This window comes from Neisseria brasiliensis, assembly GCF_009671065.1.
In the GTDB taxonomy this organism is placed as follows: domain Bacteria; phylum Pseudomonadota; class Gammaproteobacteria; order Burkholderiales; family Neisseriaceae; genus Neisseria; species Neisseria brasiliensis.
On the sequence record NZ_CP046027.1, the window covers coordinates 2,544,254 to 2,557,455 of the forward strand.

Here is a 13,202-nt window from a genome sequence, read left to right on the forward strand (position 1 = left end):
GCCCTTACTTCAGGCTGTCGAGATAGGCTTTGACGGTATAGCAGGCCCAGCGGTAAACCACTTCCCAGCGTACTTTGGCCGGCACTTCCAAAATCCTGCCGGGTTCATGGCCGAAATCTTCCAGAGTAAGAGCTTGATTAAACATCCACCAAGAGATGGTTTTGCTGTTGCGCCGGTACAGCCATTCGGCATCGACCTCGTCCAGCTTGTCAGCCAGAACGCTTTCGATGTTCTGCGGGCCGTATTCGACATCCTTCAGCAGATAGGCAATGTCGTCATAACCACCGAAATTCGCAGCGACGGGAACCAGCAGGAAATCCTGCGGCTGGCCGTTGGTGCAATCAGACACCGCCTGCATCAGCAGGGCGTAATCCACAGCCCGGCCGGCCATCATGCTGCCGAATACTTCTCGTGCAACATCATCGGACAAGGTACTGAGGAACGCTGGTTGACGGTAGGCAGCCAGCCAGTTTTCCCGGTTGGGAAGCGTCGGGATTACCACCGCCGCGCTGTAACAGTTGTCACTGCGGCTCGGCATGGATTCATGCACGTTTTCGTTGCGGATATACTCGGCCACCGGTAGGACGGCATCAACCAGATCGCCGGAATAGCCCAGCTCACGCAGTCTTTCGCCGACCACGTCTGCCGGTTCCGGATATTCCGCATCCGTCATCCGCAGCACTTGGCCGTTTAAGGCTTCGGACGCACTTGCGGCCGCCTCGAATTCGCGGTGGAACCAAACGATATAGGTATTGGAAACGGTGTTCACGGTGAAACTCCTTTTTGAAAATCGGAATACCGCGAACCCTGACGGGACGAAGTATCCCGTGTTGGGTTGAAAAAAGATTCCCACCGACACCTAAGGTGTGGGTGGGAGTCGGGTGTACCGCTGCGCGGTACGGGTTGAATGTTACTTCAGATTCTGTTTTTGCCGGCTTTCATTTTTTCTTCATGCTCTTTTTTCAGTTTGTTAACCGAATGTCGGGCAATAAAGAAAAACGTCCAGACCAGTGCAAGCACAATCAGCAGAAATACAGTCAATGAGTCCATCAGTCCTCCTCCTTCCTGCTCATCCATGCCTCATTATCAGCAAGCCAATACAGAATGCAGTAGCAGGAGAAAGCAAGGGTTAAAAATACAAAAACGTTCAGCCACCGATATTCAATCGGAGCCTCGCTCAGTTTGAAATACGGCAGAATTGCAATCAAGCTGGCTTTGGTAACATCTTCAAACAGTTTATACCAAAAGTCAAACAAGCGCTTAGCCATGGGTAGGCGTATCAGGTCTGCAGGATTCATTTTCTGCACTCCTGTACGTATTTGGAAGTGAAATATATCAAGGCATGTCCTCCATATTGCGTGAAGACATGCCGTCCCTGGTGGGGTGAATGTCCCCACAGGGTTGATAAAAGTTGAAAGAAAGCCGTAGCCGCACGAATGCGGTTGGTGATGTTTAACGGCAGCACCGGGACAGTAAAACGACTGTCGGCGTTGAAAACAGGTTTTTAGCTGCGCCGAGGCCGTCTGAAAACGAGCCCTGCGCGTTTCAGCGAAGCTAAAAACCTGCCTCGAAAGGCAGGTCAAACCTCAAACAGCAGGTGAAAAAAGCCGGCTGCCATCCGTCAGCGACGGATAACGGGCGGCCAGCATCATGGCTGTATCGGCCAGAAGCACGGCAGCGGTCGGTGCTTTCGGATACGGGTCGATAGCAGGCAGCGGATAAGCATTGATGTCCTGATAGTCGATGTAGGTATACACCGGCTGACCCAGGCCGTAGCGCCGTGTATGGCGACGGCACAAGCGGACATGTTCTTTGGCCACTTCATACAGCTTGGGGCAGCGGCGGCGGAACTCAGCATTAAATGGTGCAGCCAGTTCCTTCGATACGCCCACGATGTACGGATTGTCATGCTGTTGCAGCCATTGGCGCATCAGCTCGATTACAGACGGGTTCATAACAGCTCCTTAAGGGCAAACAAAGCGTAAAACCCGTTCGTGGAAGACGGGCTTCCACGCAGGTTGGAAAAAGGTTTATCCGCAAAAACAGTGGATAAACCGGCAGACAGCTCGGGCAAAATTCGGTTGGGCTTTGGTTTGCGCGATTGCCTAATTTTTAGGCACAGAACAGACGGAGGCCGTCTGAATCATGCTCAATAATCTTCGGCCAACAGAATGGTGGTATAGCTTCTGTCCCATTCCGTTATGACGTAGATTTTTTGTTCCAGCAGGGTGTAGGCAGATAAAACCCGCCCTTCGTTTCCAGGTTCCAGGGCCTGAAGATTCAGACGGCGGTCTTCGGGATCCATATCCTGCCAGCAGCCGGTGACATGGGCCTTGAGCAGAATCAGTTGCCAAAGATGGGTTTCAGTCAGCTGCTGAGGCAGGTTTTCCTGTGCCCAATACAGAGAATTGGCCGTACAGACCGTTTTCCCCAAGGGAAACAGGTCCGGTTTGCTCTGCTCCAGATAAGATAACATCAGTTCGGGTAAAACGGGTTGGTTTAGGCTCATCGCGGTGGTCATACTCTTCTCCTTTAAAAGAAAAAGCGGGAGGCCACCCCGACGGGCAGCCACCCGCAGGGTTGGTTAAAAACTATTTAATGGTCAGCACATCACCAAAACCGGCGCCATCAGACAGATCGATGGCGCGGATGCTCGGTACGAAGCGGTCGAGATTCGTGATGACGTATTCGACGCTGCCATCTGCCTTCATCACTTCTTCGGTGCTGCTGACTTTGATTTTATGGGTGCTGCCTTTTATCAGCAGCCGGCGGCCGTCTGCAGCTGTCACAATGCCGCTGACTTGGCCGGCGGCCAAAGCCAGTGCAGCATGCCATTTACCCAGCGCACACAGTGGCCGGCGCTTTTCCATGGACGCATCCACCTGAAAAAAACGGTCAAAATGTGGCCATAGAGTTTGATTGCCCGCACTTGAAAGTTCGACAGACAAACCGGCAGCTTCAACCTTGCGGTTAATCGGCCGGAACGGTTTGGCCGTTGCTTCAGGGACTTCATACCAATAGTCGGTATCGGCCAAATGAATGGGGATGGCGGCTTCCGGCTGTAACAGCAGTTGTTGTTGCTCCTTGGCCAGTACCTTACCGATGTTGCGGCCGGCTTTACCCATAATCACCAACTGGCGGTAGGTATCGACGGCGGCACGGTACATTCTCAGTTCGGTAAACCGGGAAGCGATGTCGGCTGTAAAGCGGTCAGTTAAGGCAGCTTCGGGAATAATCAGCACCAGAATGCCGCCTTCCTGCAGTACCGGCACCGTGCGGTTGAAGAATATTTCCTCCAAACGTTTGGTGCGTTCCGCACTGAGGTTGTCGGCAGTGGAAAAACCGTATGGCGGATTGAGAAACAGCAAACCCACGGTGCGCGGTTGCAGGATGCAGTTTTCAATGTCACTTTGGACAACGAAATCCAGCATCCCTGCGGCCTCGAGTGCGCGGTTACTGTCCAGCTCCACACCGAAGCTGTGGCAGTGTGCACCGCAGCTGCTCAGGTGTTCGGCCAAGACAGCCAGCGCAGCACCGGTGCCGCAGCAGGGATCGAAGATGCGGATATTGCCGCCGGCAATATCCAGCCGCGCAGCAATGCCTTCCAGTGTGGCCGCATCGGTCGGGAAATAGCCGTTGTCGGCATGGTTGTGCGCGGTGCGCGGGTGCATCAGATGATTGGTGGAATTCATGGAAGCCTCCGTAGAAAAGGCGGAGGCTGCCCTAGGGGGAGCCCCCTGAGGGTTGAGAAGATGAATGCAAAAAATCCCACCGTCGCAGGGTTGCGGCGTGTGGGATTCATAAGGCCCGAAGGGCCGGGTTGGTTTAAATCGAACCTAGTGGTTCTCTTTTTCCTCTAATAAGCCTTTGTTATCCAAATACTTCAAAACAGAAAAGTACCAGGCAAGCAAAAGAAAGAGGAGAAATAAAAGTCCGCCAATCAGCATGGCTAGTCCTTTCGGGTTAGTGAATCACGCTTTTTACGCAGTAAGTCGGCGAAAATTTGGGAGAAATATCCAATGATTGCCAAAACAACCACGCCCACAGCGCGTTCGGTTAATGAATGCGAATTAATTCAGAGTAGCGGTAAAACCGCAATTATTGCAGCTTTTGTCACATCATCCAGTAGTTTAATCCACGATTCAAGTGTTTCCTTGTGTAATGGGAAACTGAATTTCAAGTATTTAAAAAATTTCACATCGGTGTCTCCATAAAAATGGGGGGATACACCGATGCCCTGACAGGGGATGGTATATCCCCATAGGGTTGGTTAAAAAGTTGGAAAAAAGCCGTGGCCGCACTCATGCGGTTGGGTGATGGCTAACGGCAGCACCCGGGACAGAAGAAACAGTCTGCCGGCTGTGTAAAACTTAAAGCAGTTTGGCGGGAATGTTCCGTTTTTTCAAAACGGCCACCGCTTTTTTATCAAAAGTCACGAATTGTCCGTCAAATATCCTTCTACCGGTATATTCATTTACGCCGTCGGCAAAATCGCCGCCGCATTCCAACTGTTCCAAGCCGGCATCGACGGTATTTTTCTCATACATCAGGTTTTCGATTTCGGTCATTGTCCTGATTGCGGCTGCAACCTCTTCTTTGCTGTAACGGTACAACCGCATTAAAACCCAAACCAGTTCACAGAATACGGAGGTGGGTACGCAGACTTTCTCTGCTTTTGAGAGGATGTTTTCCGCGATCAGCGCCTGCTTTTCATCGTCCCGGGTCAATAAACGTACCAAGACATTGGTGTCTGCAGTAACCTTCATTTTGCATCCTTGCCAGACACCCCTGCTGCCGCATAGGCATCGGCAACAGACTCATTAATTTCTTCGATACTGAAAGAGCGGCCGCCTTTGCGTGCCAGTAAACCGGCCACATCGGAAAAGCTGCGTGTCTTTTTGGCTGCGCTGATCTTGAGTTCGCCGTTGGGCAGCTTGCTGATTTCGAGTTTGTCGCCGGTTCCTATGCCCAAGTGCGCCAAAAACTCTTTTCTCAAAGTAATCTGGTTCTTGGCCGTCAGCTTTAAAGCGGTTCCCATAATACATGCCCCTCTGTTTAAAAGTAAGGTTATTATACCTTACTTTTAAACCGGAATGGTTTTAGGCCTACAGATAATAACAGTAGGTTTTTTTCAGACGGTCTCCGGTTTGCAGACCGTCTGAAAAAACCTGCTCGGAGCAGGTTGTAGAAACCGCCGGCTTGCGGCGGAAAATTCAGGCACTTTCCGCTTCAATCTGCCGGGTCAGGGCTTTGAAGTTCAGCAAACTGCGCGGGTTGTTGTCCGGTGTGAAGGGTACCGGGCATTTACGACCGCTCTCGTGTTGCAAGCAGCCGTGCCTGCGGCGGCCCTTGGGGATGTATGCCCATTTGCCGCTGCGGACGAGCTTGCCGACATAGTCTGCAAAATCCTTGTTGTTGCTGTATCTCATCTTACCTCCTTGGTGCGGCGGCGGTTTCAGACGGCCGCAAGGCCGTCTGAAAAACCGTACGCGGCATTTCGGGTGAAACGGTTTACTGATCCAGCAGCCGTTTGGCCAACTGGACTTCCACGGAGTCTTCCGCCTGATTCAGAATATCCAAACCGGTATCCGGCATATCGCCGGAGGTGGATTGGGCTACGGCGATTTTTTTTGCCATCAGTTCCAGACAGATTTGCTGGGCAGTCTCCATGTAACCGGCAAAATACACCTTCACATGTTCCTTTTGGCCAATCCGCCAAGAGCGTCGTGCCGCCTGCATCAGGGTATAGACGTTGTAGCCGGTCTGCATGAAGTAGATAGTCGGGAAGGCCAGCAGATCCAGGCCGGTTTTCACCAGCTCCGGATTGCAGATGACTACCTCGCAACCTTCATCCAAACGTGTGGCCACCCAGTCCTCGCGCTCATCGGCCTTCACCGAAGCACGCATCACCGCTGCTTTGATGCCTTCCGCCTGCAACAGCTTCTGCAGACGGCCGGCGGTATCGCGGGTGTCGGTGTAAACGGTATAGACCAGGCATTTACGCCCCTGGGCCAGTTCCTCCTTCACCACTGCCAGCAGGTCAGCTTCTTTGGGAGAAGGTTCGGACTCTTCAAAAACGGCTTCTGCTTCGAACAGCAGCTCGTTCCATCGTTTCCAAACCACCCGTTCCGGCTGGTGGCCGCAGTCCGGCCAGGCCAAAAGCGTGTTGGTGACTACACCGGTGAGGGTGTTGTCGCCTTTGGCCAAAGCCTGTTTCAGGCGTTGCTGCAGCCTCAGGCTCATGTCACGGTAGATGCTTTCCTGTCGCGGTGTCATCGCCACCGGCCGGAAGATTTCCTCGTACGGAGGCAGAACGCCTTCGCCCAAGTCCCTGAGTTTCAGGAACACCGTCACCGGAAGAATGTAGCGCATGATGCCCAAGGGGCCGAAGCCCGGTGCCTTGGCCGTACGCACCGAAGTACGCTTGGCTTTGGAACTGGTAAACGAACCGCCGTCGAACTCGCTGCCGTTGCTGCGGATGACCTCCTTGAGTACACCGTGTTGGCGCATGAACGCCATCGCCGCCGTCCCCAAGGTATTGGTTTTGTTGTAACCGAAGCCGTCGGCCAGCATGGCCTGAGGATTCAGCCGCCACAGCAGGTAGAACAGGTCGTCTGCATATCCGCCCATCAGTGTGCCGGTCAGACATAACACCTTGCGGACACAGCGTGCCAATACACCCATGGCCTGACCTTGAGCCGTACCGTAGTTCTTGTACTCATGGCCCTCATCCACCACCATCAGTCCGAAGTATCCTTTCGGCAGATAGCGCTTGATGAACTCGGTCGGCTGGTAGCCGCCTACACCCAGAGAAAACTCGGTTTTACCCAAAGCCCGATCCAACCGTGCCGCCTGACGGTCGTTAAACACAAACTCGCCGTGTTCGTCCATCAGGTTGGCAAATGCCTGGATGTTGTTTTCCAGGATATCCGCCAGCATGGCCTCACCGAACTGCGCCACCAGTTTCTGTGCCGTTTTCGGCCCCAGTCCCGGCAGCGCGGCCACCGCACCGATAACGCGCTCGTACACGCTCTGCTGGACAGTGTTGCTGTCTTTGCGGCACAAGGTCCACCAAGGTTCGCCACACTTACAGAAACGTCTGGATTTACCCAAAAATGCCTTCACTTCAGTTTCCGAATAGAAAGACTCGCCTTCCTCACTCCTCAACTCGCAGCCGCATTTCGGACAACAAAACAGTCTGTCCGTGCGGATAAAGTGCTTGCCTTCGGCGTAATCTTTCCGGTACTGCTTGCGTACGGCATACGCCGGCCGCCAGTGGTAGCCCATCCGCATCCTGACCCGTCCCAATATAAAAAACTCGGGAACAGTCGGTGCTTCGCGCATCTGGCGGATTTTAAGCAGCTTGGCCAGCGTGTCTGTGCCGTTGAGTACCCACACCCGCGCATCTGGGACGGTTTTAAGAATTTCGCGCCGCCATTTGTAGACCAAATGGGGCGGACTCAAAACCAGCGTCCGAGATACACCGGAGGCATGGGCAACAGCGGCACAGGCAATGGCCATCATGGTTTTGCCCGTACCCATCTCGGCATTGATAACGGCCGCCGGTTGGTCTTCCACCTGCAACAGCTGATTGACCGCACGCACCACTTCCCGCTGGGCGGGAAACAGCTGACGGGGCAGACTGTCCAGCACCGCCTCATGGGCGGCATGGGTTTGGCCTTGGTACAGAGGCCGGTTTTGTTCGGTAACCGCCTCAAAAAGGCTGCCGCCGAAATCGTCCAAAAACTGAGACAGGGACAAGTCATTGCCGCGCAGCTGCTCCAGCAGACGGTTGAATTGTTCCACCGCCTCCTTGTGGCGTATGAATTGGTCGAGGTCTTCGAGTTCCTCAAATACCTGTTCCAGGGGTGGACGGGGTTGTACATGAAATTCCATGATGCAGTCTCCAAAAAAACGGGGACTGCCCCCTTCGGGGAACAGTCCCCAAAGGGTTGAAAAAAGAAAAACAGATTAGTCGGCCAAGACAGTCTGCGCCCACTCCAGTGTTTCAGCGGGCAGCGCGTCAGGACAGTTTAATACCGCTTTGGCCAAACAGTAATCATCGATTTGCCGCGCCGCCTGACCAAAGGTCAGACCGCAGCCGACAAAATCGTCAAATGCCCGAACCTGTTGATACGAAGGCTCACGGCTTTCCAGCCTGTCCGGAGCCAGCGCTTTCAGACGGCCTACGGCATCGGCGGTGATGAGTTCATCGGGATTGATGCCGGCAAACTCAAAGCAGGCCGCCATATCGCCGGATTGGCAGATGATGTCGCAGCGGTGGTAGTCGGGGTAATGCGCCTCGACAAAGTCCCAATCCAAATCCGGCCGGGATAAAGGCTTTGTCGACTCGGAGCACAAACCGACCTCCGGCCGTACAACCGCAGCCGTCAGGGCTTCCTGAACAGTATCGAATTCAGGATCCCAGCCGAAAATCAGCTCGTCCGTGTGCGGACAAACAATATCGCAACCGTATTTGCCCAATGCGTCTTGGGTAATACGGATTTCCAAGGTTTTTTCGTTAAGGTAACGCATGATGCACTCCTAAAAATAAAGGGGCATCGTGTCCGGAGACGGATGCCCCGGATGGGTTAAAAAAATGCCGTGGCCGCACGAATGCGGTTGATGATGTTTAACGGCAGCATCGAGACAGTGAAACGACTGTCGGCGTTGGAAACAGGTTTTTAGCTGCGCCGAGGCCGTCTGAAAACGAAGTTTCAGCGTAGCTAAAAAACCTGCTCGAAAGCAGGTTCGCACCGTCCACATATTACCGTGTACTGAATAAAACCGTTTCCGCCAAAACCTCGGAGAACGGCAGATTGTGAAGCCGCCAATCATCAGCGCGCTCTACCAAAAGAGATTGCGGGTCATACAAATCCGACTCGCTCAGCCGCATGAGCAGATTGCCGCATTCCTCACGACTCAAAGCACTGCTCAACCGCTTTTTACGCTTGCTTTCTGAGTTGGCCAACACAACAACGTATAGCCCTTCATCCCGTTTGGCCAGATTCAGGCAGGTATCTATGAAAAAATCATCCAAGGCTGTCAGCAGCGGGTGATGGGCTTCATTGTCGAAATCTAATCCCAGCAAACGCCAATCGGGCCGGTATTCCGCACAGACAAAGGCCTGATTCTCCTCCAGCAGTACCGAATATTCTGCCTCTTTCTGTTTCAAGGTTTCGTAAGCACATTTGCACAGCTTGTTTAACATCATTCACCTCTCAGGCAGCTGCTGCAGCTGCATCAAACATGGCCATAAACTGCCAATAGTCGGTAATGTTGGTGCCATTGATATTCAACCAGGAAGCAAGGGCATTAACTTCATAGGCAACCGTCCAATCGGGACGTTCGTCAAACAACCAGCGTTCGATGGCCGTCAGAACAAGCTCTTGGGCAATATTGCCGAAATGCGGGATTTTCTCATGGGTTCGGGCAACTTCCCAAACTGCATCGGCCAAAGCGTAGCTGTTCCAGTAGCTGCTGCATCCCAAACGGCGCAGGATTTTAAGCCAGTCTTCAAAAGCAGAGGCAGTATCGCGGTAGATGATCTCGTTGAACATGACAGTTCTCCTTAAAAAGCGGGAGATCCGTCCCCTTCGAGGCAGTATCCCCCGATGGTTGATATGGAAATCCCACCGGCAGCCTGGGCTGTGGTGGGATGGATGGGTTGGAAAATACGGATAGGTTTATTGATCCTTATCCTGTTTGCGTTGTGATTCGCCAAACTTAACCAGCTTGTGAATGCCGAACAACATCGCGGCAATCACAACCAGCAGGCTGTAGGTCATAATCATGGCTCTTCCTACTCCTTGTCTTCTTCGCTCATTTTAGATAGCTTGAAAATAGCTACCCACATAAGCACCAGAACACTGAGTAGGAACCAAGTCAGGGCAGTCATGGTTTTTTCCTTTCATCGGATTGATCCGGGTTATCGGTTTGGGGCATTGTCAGTTTGGATTCATACAACACCAAGTAATGCACCAATAACTGAGCCGTATAACTAATCAGCAGCAGTATCAGCACATTCAGGCAACGGTTCCAAACAGAGCCGCCGTCTATCCACAGGTAAGGCCCGATTGCAATAATCGAGGCAACAGCCGTGTCTTCCAGAATTTTCAGCCACAAATCGAATATTCGTTTTGAAACGGGCTTGCGAAACGGAAACACAAGTTTTAAGAATTTCTTAAACATATGTTACCACCCCGCCAGACCAACTCAAAACTTTTCCCGGCAAAGAACCGGATAGTTCGTACATCATAATGTATCTCCTCATTGAAAAAAAGGCGGAGATACATCCTCCGGCGGAGAAGATATCACCGCCGGTCGGGGTTAAAAGAAAGCCGTGGCCGCACGAATGCGGCTGATGATGGTTAACGGCAACATCGAGACAGAAGGAACAGTCTGTCAGCTGTGTGAAACAGGTTTTTTCAGACGGCCTCAAGTTAAGGCCATCTGAAAAAACCTGCTCGAAAGCAGGTTGAGATATGTTCGGGCTATGCTGCTGCCTTTTCATACCAGGTTTCACCGTTGCAGAAACGCGCGGCCACACGGTATTCCTCGCAATACGGGGATACTAATTCCTCATAACGCTGCCACAGTGCAGCTTCCAAAGCCGAGAGGCGTTTGGCGATGCCTTTGTGATAGCAGAAAATTTGGGCTTTGGTGGCAATACGGTAGTCGGCGTATTCATCGATGATGCAGTCAACCGCGCCGTCTATTTCTTCGGCACTGTAATCCTCCCAGCTGTAACTTGAGAAAGCGGTTCCCAAATTGATTTGCTGGTCGATATTGGTACCTTCGTAATAGCCGTGCCGCATGATGACTTCCATCGTCATGCAGATACGCTCCCCGAAAAACAGCGTTTCGGCCGTGATTTCAGCCAGCTTCGTCCCGCCGTAGTTGCGGTCGTAGTGGCAGCCACGGTCTTCAACCTCATCAGTAGTAGTTTCAATGTAGAAACCGTCGATGCGGTGTTTACGGTTGCGGTTTTTCGTATAGCGGTTACGGTGCGGTTCGTCTGCACGGTGTTTGAAGTCAGCGATGAAATCCTCGGTATAGAAACCGATGATGTCGCCGATACGTTCGTAATCATCCGGCTGCAGACGGTCTTCTTCGTTCATTCCTTCGTTGTAGGCATCCACATCGAATTGGGAGGCAGTCAGAGCCGTTACGACATCCAAGCGGTGATTGAACATAAAGTTTGAAGTACCCACGGTATTTCCTTTCAAAATAAAAGGGCATACCGCCCCTTGGGGAACGGTATCCCCATAGGGTTGGATAAAAAGATATGACAATCCCACCGGCAGCATGGGCTGTGGTGGGATTAAGTGTTGAAAAAATCAGACTGTATTACGGCTGCTGTTCTTTGCGCTTCTGCTCGAGTTCCTGCTTGTGCAGGATGCTGAGCTTACGGAGCACATAAACGGCAATCATACCGAATGCCAATACAGGTAAGAGGATAAAAGTTAAATCATTCATGATCATTGCGATTGTTCTTTTCGCTTCTCTTCAAGCTCCTGCTGATGGAGTTTGCCGAGTTTACGGAGTACCGCCGCAATCGCAATCAAGATTGACAGAACAATCAAAAGCATGACGCTCAGGTCATTCATGATTCGTTTCCTTTCTGCTCATCCATGCTTCGTTATCTGCCAAAAAGTACATGACGTAAAACGAAGAGACAGCAATCAAAAGTAAATACGCAATATTCGCACACCGTTCGGCAAGCGAATCCGAGGTCAGTTTGAAATACGGCAACATGGAAGCCAGGCTCCATATCGTAATATTTTCAAACAGCTTGAACCAAAAGTCAAAAAGACGTTTGGCAACAGGGAATCGGGATTTAATCCTTCTCCACAGATTAGGGTGTATCAATAGTGTCCTCCTTTTTTAAAAGCGGGGACACATTCCCCGGCGGAAAAGATGTCGCCGCCGGGTCGGGGTTGAAAGAAAGCCGTGGCCGCACGAATGCGGTTGGTGATGTTTAACGGCAGCACCGAGACAGTGATACGACTGTCAGCGTTGGAAACAGGTTTTTTCAGACGGCCTTAACTTGAGGCCGTCTGAAAAAACCTGCTCGAAAGCAGGTTGAAAAGGTACTTAAAATCGGCCAGTCGGCCGGTACTGTACAAAATACAGGGGTTAAAAAACAGGTTTAGCCCCGGCTTTGCTTAATCAGATGACGGACGGCATTGATCAGCATCTCCTTTGAATCGGCAAATGCACCGGTGGCTCGGGACTCCGAATCTTCTTTGCACTGATCGTAAAACGCCAGTGCACGTTCCAGCTCTTCCAATGCAGTGCTCTCCGGGTGAACGCAGCGGACGCGCAGTTCCGGAAAACGTTCCAGAACCTTGCAGGCCAGCTCACGCAGTTCAGCCGTTTCACCATCGCGGTGATAGGCTTCGAGCATGTCGGCAAACAATGGGAAATGCTTGCTGTCCAAACGTGAAACGGTCAGCACCGGCATCGGATAGGTGTAACCGTTGAACAGGCTGAGTATCAGCTGGCGGAATACTTCCGCTGCGCCGTAATCGCCCATGATCAGGGCTTCGTTTTGGGTGTAGATTGACTGGGTCATGGTGGTTCTCCTAAAAATCAAAATCAGGGAATACATGACCCCGTGGGGACGTGTATCCCCAATGGGTTGAAAAAAGCCGTGGCCGCACGAATGCGGTTGGTGATGTTTAACGGCAGCACCGAGACAGTGATACGACTGTCGGCGTTGGAAACAGGCTTTTTAGCGATGCCGAGGCCGTCTGAAAACCATCAGCACCACTAAAAAACCTGCTTGATGCAGGTTTGAGGGCTACACATACTCCGTTTCATACAACTGTCCGACTACTGCTGCTGCAGCATTGGCCAGTGCGTGACTGAACACCTCCGGTCGTAGCAACGACACCGGATAGATGTTGTCACTGACGCAGGGATGTGCTTCGGGCAGTAATACGGTATCTTGGTCAACAGAGCCGTCGTAGAGAAATTCGGAATTTCCGAAATCTGCAATCCGCAGGCTCTTGGCCAAGATGTCACAGCGTTCATCCAGCTCGACCGTACAGTAAAAACGTACGGTTCCGCCGGCGATTTCAACCTCCAGATCCGCCTGTTTCCAGGCAACATCGTATGGGGCTGAATCGGTATAGACTTTCAGGTAAATAAGAGGCTTCATATCCGCTCCTGAAAGGGGATATGCCCTCGGAGCATAT

The 13,202-nt window shown here is 52.1% G+C and carries 20 protein-coding genes; 1 reads left to right on the top strand and 19 read right to left on the bottom strand.

What is annotated here, in order from left to right; genetic code table 11:
* Positions 1 to 4: 4 nt before the first annotated feature.
* The 18 genes from GJV52_RS12700 to GJV52_RS12775 form a co-directional block, all read right to left on the bottom strand.
* The gene (locus GJV52_RS12700) at positions 5 to 769 is read right to left on the bottom strand and encodes a hypothetical protein (RefSeq protein ID WP_100562679.1); all 765 of its coding nucleotides are present in this window, start codon (positions 767 to 769) and stop codon (positions 5 to 7) included.
* A gap of 146 nt (positions 770 to 915) precedes the next feature.
* Positions 916 to 1,077, bottom strand: coding sequence for a hypothetical protein (locus tag GJV52_RS12705; RefSeq protein WP_154212917.1), 162 nt, complete (start codon positions 1,075 to 1,077; stop codon positions 916 to 918).
* Complete coding sequence (locus tag GJV52_RS12710; protein WP_100562678.1) at positions 1,050 to 1,298, bottom strand: hypothetical protein; 249 nt, start codon at positions 1,296 to 1,298, stop codon at positions 1,050 to 1,052. The genes GJV52_RS12705 and GJV52_RS12710 overlap by 28 nt, the downstream gene beginning before the upstream one ends.
* A gap of 288 nt (positions 1,299 to 1,586) precedes the next feature.
* A complete protein-coding gene (locus tag GJV52_RS12715; RefSeq protein ID WP_100562677.1) occupies positions 1,587 to 1,955 on the bottom strand; it encodes a hypothetical protein in 369 nt (122 codons plus the stop codon).
* 194 nt (positions 1,956 to 2,149) lie between these two features.
* Complete coding sequence (locus GJV52_RS12720; RefSeq protein ID WP_229439442.1) at positions 2,150 to 2,521, bottom strand: hypothetical protein; 372 nt, start codon at positions 2,519 to 2,521, stop codon at positions 2,150 to 2,152.
* A 70-nt stretch (positions 2,522 to 2,591) separates the two neighbouring features.
* On the bottom strand, positions 2,592 to 3,692 hold the full coding sequence (locus GJV52_RS12725; RefSeq protein ID WP_100562676.1) for a DUF6094 domain-containing protein: 1,101 nt from the start codon (positions 3,690 to 3,692) through the stop codon (positions 2,592 to 2,594).
* A gap of 678 nt (positions 3,693 to 4,370) precedes the next feature.
* Positions 4,371 to 4,766 (bottom strand): type II toxin-antitoxin system VapC family toxin, encoded by a 396-nt coding sequence (locus GJV52_RS12730; protein ID WP_096295174.1) that lies wholly within the window; start codon positions 4,764 to 4,766, stop codon positions 4,371 to 4,373.
* A complete protein-coding gene (locus tag GJV52_RS12735) occupies positions 4,763 to 5,038 on the bottom strand; it encodes an AbrB/MazE/SpoVT family DNA-binding domain-containing protein (RefSeq protein ID WP_100562675.1) in 276 nt (91 codons plus the stop codon). The genes GJV52_RS12730 and GJV52_RS12735 overlap by 4 nt, the downstream gene beginning before the upstream one ends.
* A gap of 175 nt (positions 5,039 to 5,213) precedes the next feature.
* Positions 5,214 to 5,429, bottom strand: coding sequence for a hypothetical protein (locus GJV52_RS12740; RefSeq protein ID WP_100562673.1), 216 nt, complete (start codon positions 5,427 to 5,429; stop codon positions 5,214 to 5,216).
* Positions 5,430 to 5,511: 82 nt separating this feature from the next.
* Entirely contained in the window at positions 5,512 to 7,896 is a 2,385-nt protein-coding gene (locus tag GJV52_RS12745) for an SNF2-related protein (protein ID WP_100562670.1), read from the bottom strand.
* A gap of 75 nt (positions 7,897 to 7,971) precedes the next feature.
* Positions 7,972 to 8,535, bottom strand: a complete 564-nt coding sequence (locus GJV52_RS12750) for a hypothetical protein (protein WP_100562668.1) — start codon at positions 8,533 to 8,535, stop codon at positions 7,972 to 7,974.
* A gap of 232 nt (positions 8,536 to 8,767) precedes the next feature.
* On the bottom strand, positions 8,768 to 9,214 hold the full coding sequence (locus GJV52_RS12755) for a hypothetical protein (RefSeq protein ID WP_154212918.1): 447 nt from the start codon (positions 9,212 to 9,214) through the stop codon (positions 8,768 to 8,770).
* Between the two features lie 7 nt (positions 9,215 to 9,221).
* On the bottom strand, positions 9,222 to 9,560 hold the full coding sequence (locus GJV52_RS12760) for a hypothetical protein (RefSeq protein ID WP_100562664.1): 339 nt from the start codon (positions 9,558 to 9,560) through the stop codon (positions 9,222 to 9,224).
* A gap of 334 nt (positions 9,561 to 9,894) precedes the next feature.
* On the bottom strand, positions 9,895 to 10,191 hold the full coding sequence (locus tag GJV52_RS12765) for a hypothetical protein (RefSeq protein WP_100562662.1): 297 nt from the start codon (positions 10,189 to 10,191) through the stop codon (positions 9,895 to 9,897).
* Positions 10,192 to 10,493: 302 nt separating this feature from the next.
* Positions 10,494 to 11,213 (bottom strand): hypothetical protein, encoded by a 720-nt coding sequence (locus tag GJV52_RS12770; RefSeq protein WP_154212919.1) that lies wholly within the window; start codon positions 11,211 to 11,213, stop codon positions 10,494 to 10,496.
* Positions 11,214 to 11,349: 136 nt separating this feature from the next.
* Complete coding sequence (locus tag GJV52_RS13420; protein WP_255408750.1) at positions 11,350 to 11,478, bottom strand: hypothetical protein; 129 nt, start codon at positions 11,476 to 11,478, stop codon at positions 11,350 to 11,352.
* A 2-nt stretch (positions 11,479 to 11,480) separates the two neighbouring features.
* On the bottom strand, positions 11,481 to 11,609 hold the full coding sequence (locus GJV52_RS13425; RefSeq protein WP_255408749.1) for a hypothetical protein: 129 nt from the start codon (positions 11,607 to 11,609) through the stop codon (positions 11,481 to 11,483).
* A 542-nt stretch (positions 11,610 to 12,151) separates the two neighbouring features.
* Positions 12,152 to 12,577, bottom strand: coding sequence for a hypothetical protein (locus GJV52_RS12775; protein WP_100562656.1), 426 nt, complete (start codon positions 12,575 to 12,577; stop codon positions 12,152 to 12,154).
* A gap of 42 nt (positions 12,578 to 12,619) precedes the next feature.
* Here GJV52_RS12775 and GJV52_RS12780 point away from each other — a divergent pair, with 42 nt between their 5' ends.
* Positions 12,620 to 12,778 carry a hypothetical protein gene (locus tag GJV52_RS12780; RefSeq protein ID WP_154212920.1) on the top strand — a complete coding sequence of 53 codons (159 nt, stop codon included), beginning with the start codon at positions 12,620 to 12,622 and terminating at the stop codon, positions 12,776 to 12,778.
* 27 nt (positions 12,779 to 12,805) lie between these two features.
* Here GJV52_RS12780 and GJV52_RS12785 read toward each other — a convergent pair whose 3' ends face one another.
* The gene (locus tag GJV52_RS12785) at positions 12,806 to 13,165 is read right to left on the bottom strand and encodes a hypothetical protein (protein ID WP_100562654.1); all 360 of its coding nucleotides are present in this window, start codon (positions 13,163 to 13,165) and stop codon (positions 12,806 to 12,808) included.
* Positions 13,166 to 13,202: the final 37 nt, after the last annotated feature.